Origin of the sequence: Qipengyuania sp. RANM35, from assembly GCF_041021145.2 — a bacterium.
Classification (GTDB): Bacteria; Pseudomonadota; Alphaproteobacteria; order Sphingomonadales; family Sphingomonadaceae; genus Qipengyuania; species Qipengyuania soli.
This window is the reverse complement of the sequence record NZ_CM196433.1, coordinates 2,423,796-2,443,965: the sequence shown is the minus strand read 5'-3', so window position 1 is coordinate 2,443,965 and position 20,170 is coordinate 2,423,796. Positions and strand designations below refer to the sequence as shown.

At 63.1% G+C, this 20,170-nt stretch carries 20 protein-coding genes and 1 tRNA gene; 13 read left to right on the top strand and 8 right to left on the bottom strand.

What is annotated here, in order from left to right:
- Positions 1-8: 8 nt before the first annotated feature.
- From pepN to RAM60_RS12170, 9 genes are all read left to right on the top strand, one after another.
- Positions 9-2,660, top strand: a complete 2,652-nt coding sequence (gene pepN, locus RAM60_RS12210; RefSeq protein ID WP_369026542.1) for an aminopeptidase N — start codon at positions 9-11, stop codon at positions 2,658-2,660.
- On the top strand, positions 2,653-3,315 hold the full coding sequence (gene pgeF / locus RAM60_RS12205) for a peptidoglycan editing factor PgeF (protein ID WP_369026543.1): 663 nt from the start codon (positions 2,653-2,655) through the stop codon (positions 3,313-3,315). The genes pepN and pgeF overlap by 8 nt, the downstream gene beginning before the upstream one ends.
- Before the next feature lie 217 nt (positions 3,316-3,532).
- Positions 3,533-4,105 carry a ubiquinol-cytochrome c reductase iron-sulfur subunit gene (gene petA / locus RAM60_RS12200; RefSeq protein ID WP_369026544.1) on the top strand — a complete coding sequence of 191 codons (573 nt, stop codon included), beginning with the start codon at positions 3,533-3,535 and terminating at the stop codon, positions 4,103-4,105.
- Between the two features lie 21 nt (positions 4,106-4,126).
- On the top strand, positions 4,127-5,422 hold the full coding sequence (locus RAM60_RS12195; RefSeq protein WP_200981616.1) for a cytochrome b: 1,296 nt from the start codon (positions 4,127-4,129) through the stop codon (positions 5,420-5,422).
- A 23-nt stretch (positions 5,423-5,445) separates the two neighbouring features.
- On the top strand, positions 5,446-6,312 hold the full coding sequence (locus RAM60_RS12190) for a cytochrome c1 (RefSeq protein WP_369026545.1): 867 nt from the start codon (positions 5,446-5,448) through the stop codon (positions 6,310-6,312).
- A 79-nt stretch (positions 6,313-6,391) separates the two neighbouring features.
- Entirely contained in the window at positions 6,392-6,922 is a 531-nt protein-coding gene (locus RAM60_RS12185; RefSeq protein WP_369026546.1) for an adenine phosphoribosyltransferase, read from the top strand.
- A gap of 86 nt (positions 6,923-7,008) precedes the next feature.
- Positions 7,009-8,868 (top strand): cation:proton antiporter, encoded by a 1,860-nt coding sequence (locus RAM60_RS12180; protein ID WP_369026547.1) that lies wholly within the window; start codon positions 7,009-7,011, stop codon positions 8,866-8,868.
- Positions 8,865-9,467 carry an OmpA family protein gene (locus RAM60_RS12175; protein ID WP_369026548.1) on the top strand — a complete coding sequence of 201 codons (603 nt, stop codon included), beginning with the start codon at positions 8,865-8,867 and terminating at the stop codon, positions 9,465-9,467. The genes RAM60_RS12180 and RAM60_RS12175 overlap by 4 nt, the downstream gene beginning before the upstream one ends.
- 90 nt (positions 9,468-9,557) lie before the next feature.
- Positions 9,558-9,631 (top strand) — tRNA-Gly (locus RAM60_RS12170).
- A gap of 162 nt (positions 9,632-9,793) precedes the next feature.
- Here the strand turns inward: RAM60_RS12170 and panC are convergent.
- Complete coding sequence (gene panC, locus RAM60_RS12165; protein WP_369027329.1) at positions 9,794-10,639, bottom strand: pantoate--beta-alanine ligase; 846 nt, start codon at positions 10,637-10,639, stop codon at positions 9,794-9,796.
- A gap of 166 nt (positions 10,640-10,805) precedes the next feature.
- Between panC and RAM60_RS12160 the strand changes: the two genes are divergently transcribed.
- Genes RAM60_RS12160 through pgmG form a run of 3 tightly spaced genes read left to right on the top strand, consistent with a single transcriptional unit; the run spans position 10,806 to position 13,314 of the window.
- Positions 10,806-11,603: a division plane positioning ATPase MipZ gene (locus RAM60_RS12160; protein WP_369026549.1), complete on the top strand. Its 798-nt coding sequence runs from the start codon at positions 10,806-10,808 to the stop codon at positions 11,601-11,603.
- Between the two features lie 8 nt (positions 11,604-11,611).
- The gene (locus RAM60_RS12155) at positions 11,612-11,911 is read left to right on the top strand and encodes a J domain-containing protein (RefSeq protein WP_369026550.1); all 300 of its coding nucleotides are present in this window, start codon (positions 11,612-11,614) and stop codon (positions 11,909-11,911) included.
- A complete protein-coding gene (gene pgmG / locus RAM60_RS12150; protein WP_369026551.1) occupies positions 11,911-13,314 on the top strand; it encodes a phosphoglucomutase/phosphomannomutase PgmG in 1,404 nt (467 codons plus the stop codon). Before RAM60_RS12155 ends, pgmG begins: the two co-directional genes overlap by 1 nt.
- Before the next feature lie 4 nt (positions 13,315-13,318).
- Here pgmG and RAM60_RS12145 read toward each other — a convergent pair whose 3' ends face one another.
- Positions 13,319-13,549, bottom strand: coding sequence for a hypothetical protein (locus RAM60_RS12145; protein WP_369026552.1), 231 nt, complete (start codon positions 13,547-13,549; stop codon positions 13,319-13,321).
- 96 nt (positions 13,550-13,645) lie between these two features.
- Between RAM60_RS12145 and RAM60_RS12140 the strand changes: the two genes are divergently transcribed.
- The gene (locus RAM60_RS12140) at positions 13,646-16,117 is read left to right on the top strand and encodes a ligase-associated DNA damage response DEXH box helicase (protein WP_369026553.1); all 2,472 of its coding nucleotides are present in this window, start codon (positions 13,646-13,648) and stop codon (positions 16,115-16,117) included.
- Between the two features lie 6 nt (positions 16,118-16,123).
- Here the strand turns inward: RAM60_RS12140 and RAM60_RS12135 are convergent, their stop codons facing one another.
- The 6 genes from RAM60_RS12135 to RAM60_RS12110 form a co-directional block, all read right to left on the bottom strand.
- Positions 16,124-16,564, bottom strand: coding sequence for an ExbD/TolR family protein (locus RAM60_RS12135; protein ID WP_369026554.1), 441 nt, complete (start codon positions 16,562-16,564; stop codon positions 16,124-16,126).
- A 79-nt stretch (positions 16,565-16,643) separates the two neighbouring features.
- Positions 16,644-17,030, bottom strand: coding sequence for an ExbD/TolR family protein (locus RAM60_RS12130; RefSeq protein ID WP_369026555.1), 387 nt, complete (start codon positions 17,028-17,030; stop codon positions 16,644-16,646).
- Positions 17,031-17,251: 221 nt separating this feature from the next.
- The gene (locus RAM60_RS12125; RefSeq protein ID WP_200981603.1) at positions 17,252-17,689 is read right to left on the bottom strand and encodes an ExbD/TolR family protein; all 438 of its coding nucleotides are present in this window, start codon (positions 17,687-17,689) and stop codon (positions 17,252-17,254) included.
- A 38-nt stretch (positions 17,690-17,727) separates the two neighbouring features.
- On the bottom strand, positions 17,728-18,258 hold the full coding sequence (locus RAM60_RS12120) for an ExbD/TolR family protein (protein WP_200981602.1): 531 nt from the start codon (positions 18,256-18,258) through the stop codon (positions 17,728-17,730).
- 84 nt (positions 18,259-18,342) lie between these two features.
- Positions 18,343-19,113, bottom strand: coding sequence for a MotA/TolQ/ExbB proton channel family protein (locus RAM60_RS12115; protein WP_369026556.1), 771 nt, complete (start codon positions 19,111-19,113; stop codon positions 18,343-18,345).
- Positions 19,114-19,164: 51 nt separating this feature from the next.
- Positions 19,165-19,827 carry a TonB family protein gene (locus RAM60_RS12110; RefSeq protein ID WP_200981600.1) on the bottom strand — a complete coding sequence of 221 codons (663 nt, stop codon included), beginning with the start codon at positions 19,825-19,827 and terminating at the stop codon, positions 19,165-19,167.
- Positions 19,828-20,170: the final 343 nt, after the last annotated feature.

Below are 20,170 nucleotides of genomic sequence, written 5' to 3'. Positions count from 1 at the left end.
GGAATTCCATGGATATCGCCCGCACCCCCGCAACCCCCGATGGCAACCCCGAGATGGCCGATGCCGCGACCGAACCGCACAAGCCTGCGATCATCAGGCGCGAGGATTACACGCCCTTCGGATGGGTGGTGCCCGAAGTGCACATCGAATTCGAACTCGGCCTCGAGCTGACGCGCGTGGTCGCGACGCTGAAGGTGGAGCGCAATCCCGCCGCCGAACGCACGCCGATGATCCGTCTAAACGGCGATGGGCTGACGGTCAGGGAATTGCAGTGCGACGGCGAGACATGCGAAGGGTACATGATGGATGGCGACGACCTCGTCGTCACGCTCCCCGGCGACAGCCATGCCTTGCGCATCGTCACCGAGATTTCGCCGGCGGCCAATTCGCAGCTGATGGGGCTGTATGCCTCGAACGGCATGCTCTGCACCCAGTGCGAGGCGGAGGGCTTCCGCCGCATCACCTTCTTCCCCGACCGGCCCGACGTGCTCTCGACCTACACGGTGCGGATGAGCGGACCGAAGGTGCAGTTCCCGATCCTGCTATGCAACGGCAACCGCACGGCAACGGGTGAGGAAGGCGAGAACCACTGGGCCGAGTGGCACGACCCCTGGCCCAAGCCGTCCTATCTCTTCGCACTCGTGGCGGGCGACCTTGTCGCGCGCAGCGACAGCTTCACCACCATGAACGGGCGCAAGGTCGAACTTAACGTGTGGGTGCGCGACGGCGATCTCGAACGCACCGAGCACGCCATGGAAAGCCTCAAGCGCTCGATGAAGTGGGACGAGGAAACCTTCGGTCGCGAATACGACCTCGACCTGTTCAACATCGTCGCTGTCAGCGACTTCAACATGGGCGCAATGGAGAACAAGGGCCTCAACGTCTTCAACACGAAATACGTCCTTGCCGACCCCGAGACCGCCACCGACGGCGACTATGACGGGATCGAGGGGGTCATCGGCCACGAATACTTCCATAACTGGTCGGGCAATCGCATCACCTGCCGAGACTGGTTCCAGCTTTCCCTGAAGGAAGGCTTCACCGTGCTGCGCGACCAGCTGTTCAGCCAGGACATGGGCAGCGCACCAGTGAAGCGGATCGAGGACGTGCGCGTCCTGCGCGGGGTCCAGTTCCCCGAAGATTCGGGGCCGCTCGCCCACCCGATCCGTCCGGATTCGTACAGCGAGATCAACAACTTCTATACCGCCACCGTCTACAACAAGGGCGCCGAGGTCATCCGCATGATGCGCACCATGGCGGGCGAGGAGCGGTTCCGCGCAGGGACCGACCTCTATTTCGAGCGCCACGACGGCGAAGCCGCGACCTGCGAGGATTTCGTCAAGTCGATCGAGGATGGTGCGGGCCTCGACCTCGGGCAATTCCGCCTGTGGTACTCGCAGGCCGGCACGCCCAAGGTAACCGCGGCGCTTGACCATTCGGGCGAGACGGCAAAGCTGACGCTGAAACAGCATGTCCCGCCGACGCCGGGGCAGGACAGCAAGCGGCCGATGCCGATCCCGCTCAAGATCGCGCTGTTCGACCGTGCCAGCGGCACGCATCGCGGCGAGCAACTGGTGGTACTCGACAAGTCCGAGGATACATTCGCCTTCGACGGTTTCGCCGAGGCACCGGTACTGTCGATCAACCGTACCTTCTCCGCCCCTGTCACCATCGAACGCAGCGCGTCGCGCGAAGACCTCGTTTTCCTCGCCGCCAAGGACGATGACCCATTCGCCCGCTACGAAGCTATGCAGGAACTGATGGGTGGCCACCTCGTCGCTGCTGTTTCGGGCGAGCTCGGCGAGAACGAGCGCATTGCGGCGCAGGCCGACATCGCACGGGCAATGGGCGCGGTGCTGGTCGATGAATCGCTCGACGACCTGATGCGCGGCGAGCTGATGACGCTGCCCAGCCAGTCCTATCTCGCCGAGCAGATGCTGGTCGCCGATCCGACCCGCATCCACGAGGAGCGCGAGGCCCTGAAAGCTTTCCTGGGCAAGGAACTGCGGGACGAATTCCACGCCCTCTACGACCGGGCGGAAAAGGCACCCTATTCGCTCGACCTCGCCTCGCGGGGTGCGCGCAAGGTCAAGACGCTGGTCCTCGCCTTCGCTGCCGCCAGCGATCCGGCCAAGGCGGTCGAACTGGCCGCGCACCAGTACGACAATGCCGACAACATGACCGATCGCCAGGGCGCGCTCATGGTCCTTACCGGCATCGACAGTGCCGAGCGTACCGGGCGCCTGCTCGACTTCTACAACCGCTACGAGGGCAATGCGCTGGTCATCGACAAGTGGTTCTCGCTCCAGGCGTCCTCGCTCCACCCCAATGCGATCGAGCACGTCAAGGCGCTTCGCGATCATCCGGAGTTCACCCTCAAGAACCCCAACCGCGTGCGGTCGCTCTACATGGCCTTCGCTGGCACTCCCCACCACTTTCATTCCCCCGATGGCGAGGGCTACCGGATGATCGCCGACCTGATCCTCGAACTCGATCCGATCAATCCGCAGACCGCGGCGCGTTTCGTTCCCCCGCTCGGTCGCTGGCGGAGGATCGAACCCAAGCGCGCGGCGATGATGCGCGAACAGCTGGAGCGAATCGCCGCCGCCCCGAAACTGTCTCGCGACACATTCGAACAGGTCACCCGTTCGCTTGGCTGAGATCATCCGCTCTGCCCTGCTCGGCGGGGTCCCGCACGGGTTCTCGACCCGCGAAGGGCTGGAGGCGGATGACGTGCTGCCCGGCTCTGAACTCGTCAGGGCCAAGCAGGTCCACTCGCCCGATGTCATGACGGTGGTCGCGCCGTGGGAGGTTCCTCCGGAGGCCGATGCGCTGGTAACGGCTCGCCCCGGCCTCGTCCTGTCGATCGTGACTGCCGATTGCGCGCCCGTCCTGTTCCATGATCCTTCGGCGCAGGTCGTCGGGGCGGCACATGCGGGATGGCGCGGGGCGCATGGGGGCGTCCTCGAGGCGACCGTTGCCGCGATGGAGGCGCTAGGCGCGCGCGCCGACCGAATCCGCGCTGCGGTGGGGCCGACGATCGCACTGGCAAGCTACGAGGTCGATGACGGCTTCCGCCGACAATTCGAAGCGAGCGACGCCCGTTTCTTCCACGAGGGCCGCGAGGGCCACTGGCAGTTCGACCTGCCGGCCTATGTCGTCCATCGCCTGCAACGCGCGGGCGTTGGTGCGGTAGAGGACCTTGCGCTCGACACCTATGCGGATCCTGGCCGATTCTTCTCCTTCCGCAGGGCTACCCACCGGGGAGAGGATACGGGTGGGCGGCAGGTCAGTGTGATTGCCCTGCCGCAGTAACGGTGCGAACGCGGTGGAAGGGGCCAAAATGGCTGTTGGCAACCTGTCGCATAGCCGCTAGAGGCCCGGACCAAACCGGGTAACCGGGGGCTTTCGCGCATTCTGCATAGATGGCAGGGCGGCAATCGGTCCCGGCTCCGGACTGGTAATCGCACAAAGCGTCGCGCCCGGTCCTCGGGCAGGGGCGCAGGTAACAGGCAGGCAAGGCAACGCGCTGATGGCAGACACCGCTGCAACCGCAACTCCCGAAACGGCAGGCGTGACCGACGACGGCATCCGCCGCCGCGACTTTCTCGATATTGCAGCCGTCAGCGCTGCCGGAATCGGCGGCCTCGCGGTCGTCTATCCGCTGGTCAGCCAGATGGCACCTTCCAAGGACGTGCTCGCCGCGAGCTCGACCGAGGTCGACGTGTCGGCGATCCAGCCGGGCCAGGCGATCAAGGCGGTGTTCCGCAAGCAGCCGCTGTTCGTCCGCCGCCTTACCTCGGCCGAAATTTCCGCTGCCGAAGCGGTCGCCACCAGCAGCCTGCGCGACCCGCAGACGCTGGAAGAGCGGACCAAGGAAGGCCACAAGGACATGCTCATCACCATGGGCGTCTGCACCCACCTGGGCTGCGTCCCGCTCGGCGCTGCCGAGGGCGAGGTGAAGGGCGAGTTCGGCGGCTATTTCTGCCCGTGCCACGGTTCGCACTACGACACCGCCGGCCGCATCCGTAAGGGTCCTGCACCGAAGAACCTCGAAGTGCCGGAATACGAGTTCACCTCCGACACCGTCATCCAGGTCGGCTGAGCTTAGAGAAGAGAAGAGACCATGAGCTTTCCCTGGGCCAAGGAATACACCCCGACCACTCCGTTCATGAAGTTCATGGACGAGAAGCTGCCCCTGCCGCGGCTGGTCTATAACGCCATCGGCGCCGGCTACCCGGTTCCGCGCAATCTCAGCTACTTCTGGAATTTCGGCGTTCTTGCCGGCTTCTTCCTGGTGCTGCAGATCGTCACTGGCGTGGTCCTGGCGATGCATTATGCCGCCAACGCGCAGGTCGCCTTTGCGACGACCGAGCACATCATGCGCGACGTCAACTGGGGCTGGCTGATGCGCTATGCCCACGCCAACGGTGCCAGCTTCTTCTTCATCGTCGTTTACCTGCACATCTTCCGTGGCTTCTACTATTCCTCGTACAAGGCCCCGCGCGAGATGATCTGGCTGCTCGGCGTCGTGATCTTCCTGCTCATGATGGCCACCGCCTTCATGGGTTACGTCCTCCCCTGGGGCCAGATGAGCTTCTGGGGCGCTAAGGTCATCACCGGCCTGTTCGGCGCGATCCCGCTGGTGGGCGAGCCGATCCAGGTCTGGCTGCTCGGCGGCTATGCGCCCGACAACGCCGCGCTCAACCGCTTCTTCAGCCTCCACTTCCTGCTGCCCTTCGTGATTGCAGGCGTAGTGATCCTGCACATCTGGGCGCTGCACATCCCCGGCTCGTCGAACCCGACCGGCGTGGAAGTGAAGCAGGAATCCGACACGATCCCGTTCCACCCGTACTACACCGCGAAGGACGGCTTCGGCCTCGGCGTGGCACTGCTGCTGTATTTCGCGCTGGTGTTCTTCCTGCCGAACTACCTCGGCCACCCGGACAACTACATCGAGGCGAACCCGCTCTCGACCCCGGCACACATCGTCCCCGAATGGTACTTCTGGCCGTTCTACGCGATCCTGCGCGCCTTCACCGCGGACTTCTTCTTCATCCCCGCGAAACTGATGGGCGTGCTCGCCATGTTCAGCGCGATCCTGATGTGGTTCTTCCTGCCCTGGCTCGACAAGTCGCCGGTGCGCAGCGGCCACTACCGCCCGCTGTTCCGCAAGTTCTTCTGGTTCGGCCTCATCCCGACCATGGCGGTGCTGTTCTACTGCGGCGGCGCCGCGGCCGAAGAGCCCTATGTCATGCTCAGCCAGATCGCGACCGCGTACTACTTCCTGCACTTCCTGGTGATCCTGCCGATCATCTCGCAGATCGAAACGCCGGAACCGCTGCCCTATTCGATAACCGAAGCCGTTCTCGGCTCTGACGACAAGGCTGTGCTTGGCGAAAACGCCAAGCCGGCGGTCTGAGCGAGAAAGAGAGACTTGAGATAATGAGCAAACTCCTCAGCATCCGCCTCGTAGCTATCCTCGTCGGCATCGGCTTTACGGTTGCCGTTCTGTGGGCCTTCGTGACCGGCGCCACCGCTGTCATCCAGGAAGGCGAACTCAAGCCCGCCACGGCAGAGCACGAGTTTCACAAGCATCCGAACAAGTACGCCTGGTCGTTCGACGGGCCGTTCGGCAAGTGGGACGTCCAGCAGCTGCAGCGCGGCTTCAAGGTCTACAACGAAGTCTGCTCGGCCTGCCACAGCCTGAAGTTCGTCTCGTTCCGCGACCTCGAAGCGATCGGCTATGACGAGAGCCAGGTTAAGGCGTTCGCTGCCTCGAAGCAGGTCCCCGGTGTCGATCCGGCAACCGGCGAAGCGACCACGCGTCCGGGCCTGCCGACCGACTATTTCCCGTCACCCTTCCCCAATGCAGTTGCTGCCGCTGCGGCCAACAACAACGCCATTCCGCCCGATCTTTCGCTGATCACCAAGGCGCGCCATGATGGCTCGAACTATGTCACCTCGCTGCTGACCGGTTATCAGGAGATCCCGGCCGAGCTGAAGAAGGAATTCCCCGACTTCGCGCTTTCGCCGACCGGCCACTACAACCCGTATTTCGCCAACCTCGGGCTGGCCATGGCCCCGCCGCTTTCGGCTGGTGCGGTCACCTATGACGACGGCACCGACGCCTCGGTCGAGCAGATGGCGAAGGACGTCTCGGCCTTCCTCACCTGGACTGCCGAACCCTCGCTGGTGAAGCGCAAGCAGACCGGCTGGCCGGTGCTGATCTTCCTGCTCTTCGCGACGGTTCTTGCCTACCTGTCGAAGCAGCAGATCTGGGCGGCGGTGAAGCCCAAGAAGCGCGGCTGATCCTGCTTTCCAAGCAAACAAATAGCGCCCCTCCATCCTCCGGGATGCGAGGGGCGCTTCCTTTTCCGGGAGACGCGATTTGACCCCCGCCGAACTCAAGGCGCTCGTGCGTACCATTCCCGACTTTCCCAAGACGGGCATCCAGTTCCGCGACATCACCACGCTGATCGGTCACGGAGAAGGGTTCGCAGCGACGGTCGAGTGGCTGGGTGAAAGGGTCGCGGGCGCGTCGGCTATCGCTGGAATGGAGGCACGCGGGTTCATATTCGGGGCGGCGGTTGCCGCACGCCTCGGCCTGCCGTTCCTCCCGATCCGCAAGCCGGGCAAGCTGCCATGCGACACGATCGGCGTGGATTACGAACTCGAATATGGCCTGGACCGGCTCGAGATGGATCCGAGTGCGGTAACCAATGGGCAACCCGTCGCCATCGTCGATGACCTGCTCGCTACCGGTGGCACAGCGTCTGCCGCGACAAAGCTGCTGCGCCAGGCCGGGGCGGAGGTGGCGCTGGCGGCCTTCGTGATCGACCTTCCAGATCTCGGCGGAGGGAGCCTGCTGCGTGCGAATGGGGTCGAAGTCCACGCGCTGATGGAGTTTGAGGGCGACTGACGCGCGCTTTCGGGAAAAATCGCCCCGGTCGTGCGTTGGGGGAATAGGGCGCTCGCGGGATCGGGCGCGGGCGATCCAAGGGGCTAATGGAACAGACACTCGTCATCGCAATGGTCGGCATGCTCGGCATCGGGGCACAATGGCTTGCGTGGCGCACCGGTTGGCCCGCGATCGTGCTGATGCTTGCGGCAGGCTTTCTCGCCGGTCCTATCCTTGGTTTGTTCAGTCCCGAGCACGCTTTTGGTGACCTGCTCGAACCGATGGTCGCCATCGGCGTTGCGCTGATCCTTTTCGAAGGCGGTCTCAGCCTCGATTTCCGCGAACTTCGCCATGCCGGCGATGGCGTATGGCGCCTCGTCATTTTTGGCGTCCCGCTCGGCTGGTTGTTCGGCTCGCTCGCGGCCCATTCGATCGGGGGGCTGGAATGGCCGGTGGCAATCCTGTTTGCAGGCATCCTTGTCGTAACCGGCCCGACGGTGGTCATGCCGCTGCTGCGCCAATCCTCGGTCCAGCCCCGTCCGGCGGCGATCCTCAAGTGGGAGGCCATCGTCAACGACCCGCTCGGGGCACTCTGCGCCGTCGTGGCCTATGAATACTTCCGCCGCATCGCCGAATTCCCCGATGCCGGTCTTTTCGAGGTAGTTCCGCCGCTGATCCTCGCCGCGATCATCGCAGGCATCATCGGCTATGTCGCAGCGGCGGCGATCGCTTGGTCCTTCCCGCGCGGAGCCGTGCCCGAATACCTCAAGGTGCCCGTGCTGCTGACAACGGTCATCGTCGTTTTTGTCTTCTCCAACACGATCGAGCACGAGGCCGGACTTGTCGCAGTGACCGTGATGGGCATCGCGCTCGCGAACATGAACGTCCAGTCGCTCCGCAGCATCCACCCGTTCAAGCAGAACGTGGCCGTCCTGCTCATCTCGGGGCTGTTCATCCTGCTTTCGGCGAGCCTCGAATTCGCCGATCTCGCCTATCTCAACTGGAGCTTCGGGCTCTTCCTGCTCGCCCTGCTCTTCGTGGTGCGCCCGGCGACGATCCTGCTGTCGTTGCTCGGCAGTTCGGTCCCGTGGAACGAGCGCCTGTTCCTCGCCTGGATCGCCCCCAGAGGTATCGTCCTCGTTGCGATCTCCGGCCTCTTTGCCTTGCGCCTTGCCGATATCGGCTTCGACGGGCGCGCGCTCATCGGTCTTAGCTTTGCCGTGGTTGTGGCTACCATCGTGGCACACGGTTTCACCATCGACCTTGTCGCCCGCCTGCTCAAGATCAAGGGCAGCAACCGTCCGGGCATGATCATCGTCGGCAGCACGCCCTGGACGAATGCGCTCGCGGACATGCTGCGCGAGATGGAAACGCCGGTCATGGTCGTCGATTCGAGCTGGCAACGTCTGGCCCCTGCACGCCAGAAAGGACTGCCGTTTTATCACGGCGAGATTCTCAACGAGGCGACCGAGCACAATCTCGACCTGACGCCCTACTCGGTCCTCGTAGCGGCGACCGAGAACGAGGCCTACAATGCGCTCGTTTGCAACGAGTTTGCCTACGAGATCGGGCGAGACCGGGTCTTCCAGCTGGGCGAATCGGTCGACGACAGGGATCGGCACACGCTTCCCAACAGCATTCGCGGCAGGGCCCTGTTCGAATCCGGTTTCGGTGTCGAAGACGTCAACGAGCGCCAGGCGCAGGGTTGGGTCTTCCGCAAGACTAAGCTGTCCGACGAATTCGGGTTCGAAGCGGCGCAACAGCGACTGCCCGATGCCGCGAACATGCTGCTGCTGGTCAGGCACGACGGCACGATCCGCTTCTTTACCCACGCCGCGCACCCCGAACCGCGTGCCGGCGACACCATCGTCAGCTTCTCCCCGCCGCAGCGACGCACCCCCGGCGAGGTCGCTGCGAAGCGTGCGAGCAAGAAGCAGAAGCAACGTCCCGCAGGAGAGAACGCATGACTTCGCGTCGAGCCAGCACAACAGCGGCCATTGCCGTCACCCTACTTGCAACGATTGTCGTATCGTGCGGCGATCGTGATCCCGCACCCGAACCGGAAGCGACAGCATCGGGAACTGGCAAGTCGATCTTCCGCCCCGAATTCCAGGTCGAGCCGATCGGCGGTGCAGAAGCGGTTGCGCCTGCGCCGCTCGACACGACAGTCCGGTTCGAGGAGGGCGTCGAACTGGACGAGCAGGCGCGCGCAGATATCGCCACCGTCGCCCAGTCACCGCAGGCGGCGATGGACTGGCCCATCATCCTTCGCGGCCACAGTGATTCGGGCGGTAGCGACGCAAGCAACATGAGGGCCTCGATCGAGCGCGCCGAGGCGGTGAAGGCGTTCCTGGTCGAGAACGGCATCGCCGAATCGCGTATCACCGTGATCGGCTTCGGCGAACAGAACCCGGTGGCGCCCAACGCCCTGCCCGATGGCTCGCCCAATGAAAGAGGGCGCGCCGCCAACCGGCGCGTCGACATCCACATTGGAAGCCCGGATCCCAAACCGGTGGTAGAGGAACCGACGCTGGCCGAAACCCTGGCCGAACCAGCCGAGGAATAGATTTCCGGTGGTTGAGATGAGCGGTTGACGATGCGCCTGCTGCAATGGCATTGGCGCGCTAGTTCGCGGGTGCCTCAAGGACCTCGCCGGGCGGGTATAGCATAGTGGTAATGCACTAGCCTTCCAAGCTAGCTAGAGGGGTTCGATTCCCCTTACCCGCTCCACCATTTTCCATCGTTCCGGACGCAAATCGGGCGCGAAACGCTTTCGCGCATCGCGCCCGATCATTGCGACTCCGAAGGGCCGGCGTAGCCAGCCAGCTTCGACGTGCAGCCGCTCTGGCGGAAACGTTAACACGAGGCAATTCCCATGAAATGGGGACGCTCTCACACCGCCATATTGTCGATAAGGCGCGTACCCCCGATCCGGGCTGCGACAAACAGGCGAGCATTGCCATTCGGGCTCGACAGCGGAGCAATCGAATCGGCATCGCGAAGCTCGGCATAATCGACTGTCTCGAAGCCCGCGGCGATGATGGCGGCCTTGAGGTCGGTAATCGTTTCCCCTGCGTCTACGCCCTTGGCGATCCGTGCGATTGCCTCGCGCATGGCGGCGGAAAGGCCTGCCGCCTGCACGCGCTGCTCCTGCGACAAATAAGCATTTCGGCTCGACATCGCGAGGCCATCGGGTTCGCGCACGATCCCAACTCCATGGATGGCATCGGCATGAGGGAGTGTGAGGTCGAGGTCGCGCGCCATGCGCCGGATGACGGCCAACTGCTGCCAGTCTTTCTCGCCGAAAAATGCCATGTCGGGGCGGACCTGGTTGAACAGTTTGCACACGACGGTGGCAACGCCGTCGAAATGGCCCGGCCGGGAAGCCCCGCACAGGCCCTCGCTTACCCCGCTGACCGAGATGCTGGTGGCATAGCCCTCGGGATAGACCTCTCCCGGTGTCGGTGCCCAGAGCAGGGCCACGCCCTCGCGCGCGAGCAACTTGGCGTCGCGCTCAAGCTGGCGCGGATAGGAATCGAGGTCCTCGCCCGCACCGAACTGGCGTGGATTGACGAAGATCGAAACCGCGACGTGGTCAGACTTTGCGCGCGCCTCACGCACCAAGGTCAGATGGCCTTCGTGCAGTGCGCCCATCGTCGGGACGAGGGCGAGTGTACCCGATCCTTTCAGCGCGTCAGTCTCGCGGCGCAATTCGTCCAGCTTCGTAACGGTAATCAGCGTCGCTCTCCCAAGTCCGCTTCGGGCCGACGCATAGGAGGCGGGGCGGGCGCTGGCCAGAGAAACTGCGACGGTGGAATTGTCACCCGCCGTGCCGGACCGCGCGTTGCGGCAGATGGCGTGCTTGGATAGGAGCCGTGCAACCGAATACAGCATGGACCCTTCAATGACCGCCGCTCCCCACCGTATCGTCTTCGCCAATGAAAAGGGCGGTACGGGCAAGTCCACTACTGCAGTGCATGTTGCCGTTGCGCTCGCATTTCGCGGCGCACGAGTGGTGGCGTTCGACCTCGATCACCGCCAGCAAACCATGTGCCGCTATTTCGAGAACCGCGCGGACACAATGAAGCGCCGCGGCATCGACCTGCCCACGGTGGAATGTCACGTGGTCGAGGGAATGGACGAAGCGGGTTTCGAGGCATTCATCGCCGACAAGGCGGCCGGAGCCGATTTCGTGGTCATCGATACGCCCGGTCGTGACGATCCCCTCGCGCGCCATGCGGCGACGACATCGGACACTCTGGTGACCCCGATGAACGACAGCTTCGTCGACTTCGACCTCATCGGCCAGGTCGAGGGCGAGAGCTTCAAGGTCAAGAAACTGTCCTTCTATGCCGAGTTGATCTGGGAAGCGCGCCTCAAGCGCAGCCGCGCAAGTATCGAGCAGAACCGGCGCCAGATGGACTGGGTGGTCGTGCGCAACCGCACCGGTCACACCGAAGCGCGCAACATGGCCCGTATCGAGCAGGCGTTGAACGAGATGGCCAAGCGCGTCGGTTTCCGCATCGCCAAGGGCTTGTCGGAGCGTGTGATCTACCGCGAACTCTTCCCCTCGGGCCTGACCTTGCTCGACAAAGGGCAGCTGGGCGACCTCGGCACCAGCCACCTCGTTGCGCGACAGGAGTTGCGCGGGCTCGTCAAAGGCTTACGACTGCCCGGAGACACTGCCGTCCAGCCGGAGTAACCCGCCACATGACCCGCCTTATAGCCATTGCCATGCTGGTATCGGTCGCATGCCGCTGGATCTTCGGCAAATGGCCGTGGGAATACCTCTCCACACCCGACACCCGCTCGCAGGCGCTGTTCAAGGCCCGCAAGCTGCTCGGGGTGAGCGCCGCCGCGGATGCGCGTGAAATTCGCGAGGCGCACCGTCGCATGACCGCAATGATTCACCCCGACAGGGGCGGCACCAATGCCGCGATGCAGGAACTCAACGCAGCCCGCGATCTGCTGCTCGAGAACCTGCCCTACGAGATACCGGAGCAGAATTGATGACCCACACCTTCCACCCCACCGTGCTTCGCGAATACGACATTCGCGGGATCATCGGCGAGACGCTGGGCCCCGACGATGCCCGCGCGATCGGTCGCGGTTTCGGGACGATGCTGGGCGAGGCAGGGGGCAAGCGCGTCGCGGTCGGTTACGACGGGCGCGTGTCCTCGCCGATGCTCGAGCATGCACTGGTCGAGGGGCTGACCGCTTCGGGGATGGACGTCGTGCGCGTCGGCATGGGGCCGACACCGATGCTCTACTATGCCGAAGCCTCAGCCGAGGACGTGGATGGCGGCATCCAGATAACCGGCAGCCACAACCCCGCCAATTACAACGGCTTCAAGATGGTTTTTCAGGGCCGACCGTTTTTCGGCGCCGACATCCAGGAACTTGGTCGTCGCGGCGCGGCGGGCGAGTGGGCCGACGGAAATGGCAGCGTCGAGGACCGCGATGTCATGGACGCCTATATCGCCAAGATGCTGTCCGCGCTCGACGGGATCGACCCAGCGGTTCTTTCCGCCATGCGGATCGGCTGGGACGCGGGCAATGGCGCGGCGGGCCCTGCGCTCGAGAAGCTCGTTGCGGCACTGCCGGGCGAGCACCACCTTCTCTACACCGAAGTCGACGGCAATTTTCCCAATCATCATCCCGATCCCACTGTCGAGGCGAACCTTGAGGATTTGCGTGCGCTCGTCTCCGCAAAGTCCCTCGATTTCGGTGTGGCCTTCGACGGCGACGGCGATCGGATCGGCGCGATCGACGGCCAGGGTCGGGTGATCTGGGGCGACCAGCTGCTGATGATCTATGCCGAGGACCTGTTGAAACGACGCAGCGGCGGCACCATCATCGCCGACGTGAAGGCGAGCCGCGCCCTGTTCGACCATGTCGCGAAGTGCGGCGGCACCCCGCTGATGTGGAAGACCGGCCACTCGCTGATTAAGTCCAAAATGAAGGAAGTTTCCTCACCCCTGGCGGGGGAAATGAGCGGCCACGTCTTCTTCGCCGACGAGTACTATGGTTTCGACGACGCGCTTTACGCCGGCGTTCGCCTGATTGCGGCGGCTGCAAGGCTGGGCAAGAGCGTCGCGGAACTGCGCGGTGCCATGCCTGCCATGGTCAATACGCCCGAGCTGCGTTTCCAGGTTGACGAGGATCGCAAGTTCGCCGCCATCGGTGAAATCGCTGCCCGGATTGCCGAGAGCGATGCAGTGGCGGACACGACAGACGGTGTCCGCGTGACCACCGACGACGGCTGGTGGCTCCTGCGCGCCTCGAACACGCAAGACGTCCTCGTCGCGCGCGCCGAGAGCGAGAACCAGGCAGGCCTCGATCGCCTCGTCGCCCAGATCGACGAACAATTGGCGCTGAGCGGCCTCGAACGCGGACCGCAGGCCGGGCACTGACAGATTAGTCGGGCTTTGGATGCCCGATCAGGTAGCTTTCCGTTACCTTGAGTGGCTGGGGGGTTCCGAAGAGCTTCTCGGCCACTTCATCGAGGTCCCCGTCGCACACGAGGTATTCGCCCGATGAGAAGTGAATCGAGGCACCATAGATGCCCTGTGTGATGTAGGTAATCTGGTCGGTGTTGACGATGCCGAGGTGGCTTTCGCCCTGGATTGCCAGTTTCACGTAACCCATGGATATCCTCCGTCGCTGCATGCGCCCTTGCGGTTGCGACCTCGAGGAACCCGTCAAATCTTGTTGGTTGGCGTCTCCATACCATATCAGGGAGGCATGGAGCCAGAGCGCATACCACAGGAAATCGCTGCCTGGTTTTCCGGGCGCGGCTGGCGAGTCCGGCGCCATCAGGTAGAAATGCTCGCGGCGAGTGATGCCGGTCGCCACGCCCTGCTGGTGGCGGACACGGGCGCTGGCAAGACGCTGGCGGGATTCCTGCCCACGCTGGCGGATTTTACCCCATCGCGTCTTGGGGATCGCGATCCGCCGGAGGGACTGCACACACTTTACGTCTCACCCCTTAAGGCCTTGGCGCATGACGTCCAGCGCAACCTCCTCACCCCGGTCGAGGAGATGGGGCTGCCGATCCGCATCGAAACGCGCAGCGGCGACACGCCATCGGACCGCAAGAAGCGCCAGCGCGAGCGGCCGCCGCACATCCTGCTGACCACACCCGAGAGCCTCTCGCTGCTCCTGTCCTATCCCGAAAGCTTCGAGTTGTTCCGCGGATTGAAGCGCATCGTCATCGACGAAGTTCACGCCTTTGCTACGGGCAAGCGCGGCGACTTGCTGGCACTGGCACTCTCTCGCCTGCAGGCTATCGCTCCTGACATGCGGCGCGCCGCGCTCTCCGCGACTGTCGCGAGCCCAGAGAGTTTTCGCGAATGGCTGGCACCGTGGGGCGACATAGATGCGGTCGAACTGGTCGAGGGCGAGAACGGCGCGCCGGCAGAGGTCGAGATACTCCTGCCGGACGAAGAGCGAGTCCCTTGGGGCGGGCATGCCGCGACCTGGGCGATTCCACAACTTTACGACCAGATCCGAAAGAACCGCACGACCCTGATCTTCACCAACACGCGCTTTCTGGCCGAGTACATCTTCCAGAATTTGTGGGATGTGAACGAGGACAATCTGCCCATCGGCGTCCACCACGGCTCACTCTCCAAGGAAGCTCGCCGCAAGGTCGAAGGAGCGATGGCGCGTGGCGAATTGCGCGCACTCGTGGCGACCGCCAGCCTCGATCTTGGCGTCGACTGGGGTGACATCGACCTCGTCGTGCAGATGGGTGCGCCCAAGGGTTCCTCACGCCTGCTCCAGCGAATTGGTCGCGCCAACCACCGGCTCGACCAGCCCAGTCGCGCCATGCTGGTTCCGGGCAATCGCTTCGAATTCCTTGAGGCGACGGCGGCCAAGGATGCTGTTGACCAAGGTCAGCGCGACGGGGAGGATTTCCGCCCCGGCGGGCTTGATGTCCTGGCACAGCACGTCATGGCCTGTGCCTGTGCCGCACCATTCCAGGAAGACGGCCTTCTGGCAGAGGTGCGCGCCAGCCTTGCTTATTCCTGGGTCGACAAGGAGGTCTGGGGTCGCGTCCTCGAGTTCGTGGCGACAGGGGGCTATGCCCTGCGTGCCTACGACAAGTTCAAGCGCATCGTGCGTGACGGCAAGGGTGTGTGGCGCCTTTCGCATCCGGAGCAGACAGCAAGGCACCGGCTCAATGCAGGGATCATCATCGATTCCGAGATGCTCGACGTGCGCATCAATGCAGGTCGCGGAAGAGGTGGGAGAAGCCTCGGAAAGGTAGAGGAGCGCTTCGCCGCCTCGCTCAGTCCCGGCGATACTTTCGCCTTTGCCGGCATGAGTCTCGAGGTCATCAAGGTGCAGGATATGGAAGTGGTCGTAAAGGCCGCCAAGGCCAGCGCCATGATCCCGAGTTACGGCGGGCAGCGCATGCCGCTGACCACGCACTTGGCCGATCGAGTGCGCACCATGCTGGTCGATCGCGCCAGCTGGGGACGGTTTCCCGACGATGTCCGCGAATGGCTGGAAGTCCAGGACTGGCGTTCGCAGATGCCCGGGCCGGGGCAATTGCTGGTGGAGAGCTTCCCCCACGCCAAGCGCTTCTACAGCGTCTACTACACCTTCGAAGGCTGGAACGCGAACCAAAGCCTCGGAATGCTGATCACGCGTCGTATGGAGGACCGGGGGCTGATGCCGGGCGGCTTTGTCGCCAACGACTATTCGCTGGCCGTATGGGGGTTGAAGCCGGTCAAGGATCCCGCCCCGCTCTTGTCGCCGGACATCTTGCAGGATGAGTTCGTCGAGTGGGTCCAGAATTCCCACCTGCTGCGGCGCGCCTTCCGCGAGGTGGCGGTGATCGGTGGATTGGTCGAGCGTCAGCATCCCGGGAAGCGCAAGACTGGCAAGCAGGTCACTTTTTCGACCGACCTCATCTATGACGTGCTGCGCAAATACGAACCCGACCATGTTCTGCTCGAGGCTGCCTGGGCAGATGCGCGGACGCGGATGACCGATGTGGGAAGGTTGGGCGACCTCCTTGACCGGGCTGCCGAGCAGCTGGTCCATGTCGAGTTGGATCGCGTCAGTCCGTTGGCCGTGCCGGTCATGGTAATGATCGGACGCGAGGCGACCCCGCAAGGCTCGCTCGACGATGAATTGCTGCTCGAAGCGGAGAGTCTGGCGGGGGCCGCGATGCGCTTGGACGAGGCCGAAGTAATTCTGGACTGACGGGCTTCAATCCAGCTTCAGCAGTGGCGAGCAGTTTTCGCTATGGGCAGGGGCATGGGTATCGAAGGTCGCAGGCCGGTCATAGTGGCGGTATCGCGAGATTTCCGAAAACCTGAAGCATCGATCCACCAGGTCCTTCGAACGCACCATACCGAGAACCTCGAGAACCCGCGCGTAGGATGCCTTGGCATCCGGAGTGAACAGAAGAGCGGGCCGCGGCTCGATTTGGGCGTGCTGGTCGAGGATGAGGGCAAGGTCGCGATCCGAAACAGGCTCGCCGTTCCAGAGAAGGGCCCCGTTTTCCCTGATAATCAGCCGGTTTACGGGAGGAGATAGGGGGCCTGCTTCATGGGGCCCGGGCAGGGGGAAAGCGACGGTCAGCAGGTGCGGTGTGATGCCGTAGGTCAGGAGAACCAGGGCTGCGGCAATGGCGAAAATGCCGGCCAAGGGTACAAGTCCGAGCCACCTGATGGGCTCGCCGTGGTCAAATCTGGTCCTGATCCGAGCGCCTGCGCGCCGCTTCCACCTATTCGGCATAAAAATTCCGGTATCGTTCGTTGCCGATGAACGCGAACCTTCGCACGCCGGAATCTTTGATGAGGGCGAGCGTCCTGGCTGATTTGTCGTAGCTGGCCCGAGCGTCAGGCTCGAAGCGCACGAGAGGCTGGTCGGTATTCTTCGCCGCACTGGCCAACTGGTTCAACAGCTCCTGGCGATCTAGCTCTAGACCATTCCAGAAAACCCGGTCGCTTTCATCAATGTGGACCGTGTTGACCTCCAGGATTTCAAAGCGGCCCGGAGCATTAGGAAGGGGAATGAGTAGCGAGTGCGTCGCGATCGGAATGACCATGATGAACATGATGAGGAGTACCAGCATGACGTCTATCAAAGGCGTGATGTTCAATTCCGACATCGGACGGTACGTAGTGACACAGCGGCGGTGAGTGTAGGGCACATGCGACTCCCGTATGAGAGACGTAATAACATCACAAAATGATGTGATGAGCAAGCTGCTTGCGGGCTCGCATATCCCTGAAGCAAAGAGAAGCAGCTTCCGCTCCCCTTTCGGACAAAGAAAAAGGGGCGGATCGCTCCGCCCCTTCTCCGCTTCTTTGTGTCGGCTACGCCGGTGCTTTATCCAGCCTTGCCGAAAGTGCGGTAACGCTCGTTGCCGACGAAGCCGAACTTGGTCACGCCGCTGGCCTTGATCACCTGCAGCACCTTTGCCGCGAGATCGTAGCTGGCGAGAGCTTCCGGTTCGAACTGCAGTTCGGGTTCGACAGCCATCTGGGTCGATTCTGCCAGAAGCGTGCGCAGCTGGCCGAGATCGATGGCATTGCCGTTCCAGAGGATCTGGTTGTCGACCGTAAGCACCAGCTTGTTCTTCTCCGGCTCGACGATCACGTCGGGCGGGGTCGGGTTCGGCTGGGGCAGGTCGATGTCGACCGAGTGGGTTGCCACCGGAATGGTGATGATGAACATGATGAGGAGAACGAGCAGGACGTCGATCAACGGCGTCATGTTCATTTCCATCATCGGCGCGCCATCATCCTTGCCGCCTGACATTGCCATAGTGGGTTACTCCTAGTCTTCTCTGTCGAACCGCGCGATCAACCGTTGGGGTCGACCGGGTTCGAGATGAACCCGACGGTGGGGTAGCCCGCCGCCTGGACGTTGTAGATCGCACCGGCAACGCAGGACCACGGGGCATTCACGTCACCGCGAATGTGTACCTGCGGGATCTTGTCCGGGTCTTCCATGATCGCTTCAGGACCGCCAGCACGCTGGACGATCGCGTCCAGACGTTCGAACGCCTGGTCGTAAAGCTCTTCGGAAGAGACTGCCGAGATGTTGTTGAAGTAGACCCTGCACTGGCCACTGCGCGAAGCTCCGGTAAAGCCGGGCTCACCCGCACTGCGACCGGCTTCATCGGTCGTGCTGACGGTCAGGAGGAGATTCTCCACCTTGTCCTTCGATTCGACCGATTCGAAGACCGGGATTTCCAGCTTTTCGATGGTCTGGATCGCGACCGGAACCGCGATGAGGAAGATGATCAGAAGCACCAGCATCACGTCCACCAGGGGCGTGGTGTTGATGTCCGACATCGGAGTACCTTCTCCTCCTCCTGTCGAAATCGCCATGGTTCAAATCCTATCGTTCGAAATTCTTGGGCTCGATGCGTTTGCTGCGAGGGGTTGCCGCGGCAACCCCTCGCAAGGCATCGATTACTTCTTCGCAGCCGGGGCCGTAGCAGCAGCCTTGGCGGCCTGCTGAGTCGACGGCGCGGTCATCACGGCCGGCTTAACCGAACCGTTCGAGTTGATGTAGGCGAGCAGATCGGTCGAGAAAGCGCTCAGCATTTCCTGGATGCGCTTGTTGCGGCCCTGCAGCCAGTTGTAGGCGAAAACGGCCGGAACCGCGACGAGCAGACCGATGGCGGTCATGATCAGTGCTTCACCGACCGGACCCGCGACCTTGTCGATCGAGGCCGAACCGGCGATGCCGATGTTGATCAGTGCGCGGTAGATACCGATAACCGTACCGAGCAGGCCGACGAACGGTGCGGTTGCACCAACGGTTGCGAGGAACGGCAGGCCGCTGGCCAGCTTCGAGTTGATCGTGTCTTCCGAACGAGCAAGCGAACCGTGCATCCAGTCATGGGCCTCGAGCTTGTCGGTCATCTTGGCGTGCTGGTCTTCCGCAGTGACGGCGTCATCGACGAGCTGGCGCCATGCGCTGTTCTTCTCGAGCTTGGTGGCGCCTTCGCGAAGGCTGTTGGCCTTCCAGAAGTTGGTGCGGACGCTCTTGTACTGCGCCATCACCTTGCGCTGTTCGAACAGCTTGGTGAAGAGGATGTAGAACGAGCCGACCGACATGATTACGAGAACGGTGAAAATCGACCAGGCGATAATACCGCCCTGTTCCATGGCTTCGAGGAAACCGAAGGAGCTCTGCGGAGCCGCATCGGCGGCAGCTGCAAGAATTTCAAAGGTCATAGCGAGTGGTCCTTTTAGGTAATGTGTGCCCGCCTTCCGGGCGGGATGAAACTAGTTGAGCTGGTAAACGATGGTGGTCGAATACTGGTCGGGAATACCGTTACCAGCCGAGTCCAGCGCGGGGTTGAAACGGGCATAACGAGTCATGCCGTCGCAAGCCGCGGAGTCGAGATCGCTCGAGCCGCTCGAACGCGTCACGGTGCAGCTGCCGACGCGACCGTCGGGGGTGACCACGACGGAAACGCCCACAGAACCCTCGGTGCCTTCACGTTCGGCCTTGCGAGGATAGTTCTGCTGGATGCGGCGTGCCCAGCCTGCCTGACCCTTGGGGGTCGCGCCACGAGCCTTGTCCACTGCGGGCGGCGGCGGCGGTGCCGGCGGCGCAGGTGCAGGGATACGGACCGCAACCGGTGCAGGCGGCGGAATCGTGGTCTGCGTGCGGATCGGCGGCGGCGCCGGCGCGATATTGATCGGCGGCGGCGGTGCCACCGGCGGCGGCGGCGCATTGTCGGGTTCGGGCGGCGGAGGTTCGTCCTCCGGCTCGGGCGGCGGCGGCTCCTCGATATCGATCGTGGTCACTCGCTCGATCATCTTGGTCGCCGCCTCGTAGGCGAGACCCGTGATAAGCGCGTAACCGAGAGCGATATGGATGAGGGCAACAATGATGATCGCGACAACGCGATTGCCGCTCATCTGTTGGTCAGCATATGCCATTCGGTCGCTTCACTCCATCGGTCGTCCCGGTGGGATCCGGGAACGAGAGGTTCTTCGGGATTACGTGCGATACGTGCGACCCGGAACCTCGATTAACTTTCGAACATCGCAGCAACCCCTAGGGCTAACGACGATGCGGAAGGCCTGCGGTTCCCGATAGAAACCCCAAGTCCTCTCCCCCAAGCAATAATGTATCATGGCTTGGGCCCGGCTCGTGGCTTTAGCTACGACTCCCAACTTGGGCAAACGCTTTATCGGTTAACCGCGGATTCAGTGGCTTGCGGGGATTGCTGGCGGGGAACCGTGCACCATCAGCGATGATTGACCGATTCGACTGCAAGCT

Bases quoted from the DNA above. Each gene is read 5' to 3' on its own strand.
- RAM60_RS12195 (WP_200981616.1), top strand. From the start codon at position 4,127: ATGAGCTTTCCCTGGGCCAAGGAATACACCCCGACCACTCCGTTCATG.
- RAM60_RS12115 (WP_369026556.1), bottom strand. From the start codon at position 19,113: ATGACCTTTGAAATTCTTGCAGCTGCCGCCGATGCGGCTCCGCAGAGC.
- RAM60_RS12130 (WP_369026555.1), bottom strand. From the start codon at position 17,030: ATGTCGGAATTGAACATCACGCCTTTGATAGACGTCATGCTGGTACTC.
- pepN (WP_369026542.1), top strand. From the start codon at position 9: ATGGATATCGCCCGCACCCCCGCAACCCCCGATGGCAACCCCGAGATG.
- petA (WP_369026544.1), top strand. From the start codon at position 3,533: ATGGCAGACACCGCTGCAACCGCAACTCCCGAAACGGCAGGCGTGACC.
- RAM60_RS12140 (WP_369026553.1), top strand. From the start codon at position 13,646: ATGGAGCCAGAGCGCATACCACAGGAAATCGCTGCCTGGTTTTCCGGG.
- RAM60_RS12180 (WP_369026547.1), top strand. From the start codon at position 7,009: ATGGAACAGACACTCGTCATCGCAATGGTCGGCATGCTCGGCATCGGG.
- RAM60_RS12160 (WP_369026549.1), top strand. From the start codon at position 10,806: ATGACCGCCGCTCCCCACCGTATCGTCTTCGCCAATGAAAAGGGCGGT.
- pgmG (WP_369026551.1), top strand. From the start codon at position 11,911: ATGACCCACACCTTCCACCCCACCGTGCTTCGCGAATACGACATTCGC.
- RAM60_RS12155 (WP_369026550.1), top strand. From the start codon at position 11,612: ATGACCCGCCTTATAGCCATTGCCATGCTGGTATCGGTCGCATGCCGC.
- RAM60_RS12145 (WP_369026552.1), bottom strand. From the start codon at position 13,549: ATGGGTTACGTGAAACTGGCAATCCAGGGCGAAAGCCACCTCGGCATC.
- RAM60_RS12110 (WP_200981600.1), bottom strand. From the start codon at position 19,827: ATGGCATATGCTGACCAACAGATGAGCGGCAATCGCGTTGTCGCGATC.
- RAM60_RS12120 (WP_200981602.1), bottom strand. From the start codon at position 18,258: ATGGCGATTTCGACAGGAGGAGGAGAAGGTACTCCGATGTCGGACATC.
- RAM60_RS12125 (WP_200981603.1), bottom strand. From the start codon at position 17,689: ATGGCAATGTCAGGCGGCAAGGATGATGGCGCGCCGATGATGGAAATG.
- RAM60_RS12190 (WP_369026545.1), top strand. From the start codon at position 5,446: ATGAGCAAACTCCTCAGCATCCGCCTCGTAGCTATCCTCGTCGGCATC.
- RAM60_RS12175 (WP_369026548.1), top strand. From the start codon at position 8,865: ATGACTTCGCGTCGAGCCAGCACAACAGCGGCCATTGCCGTCACCCTA.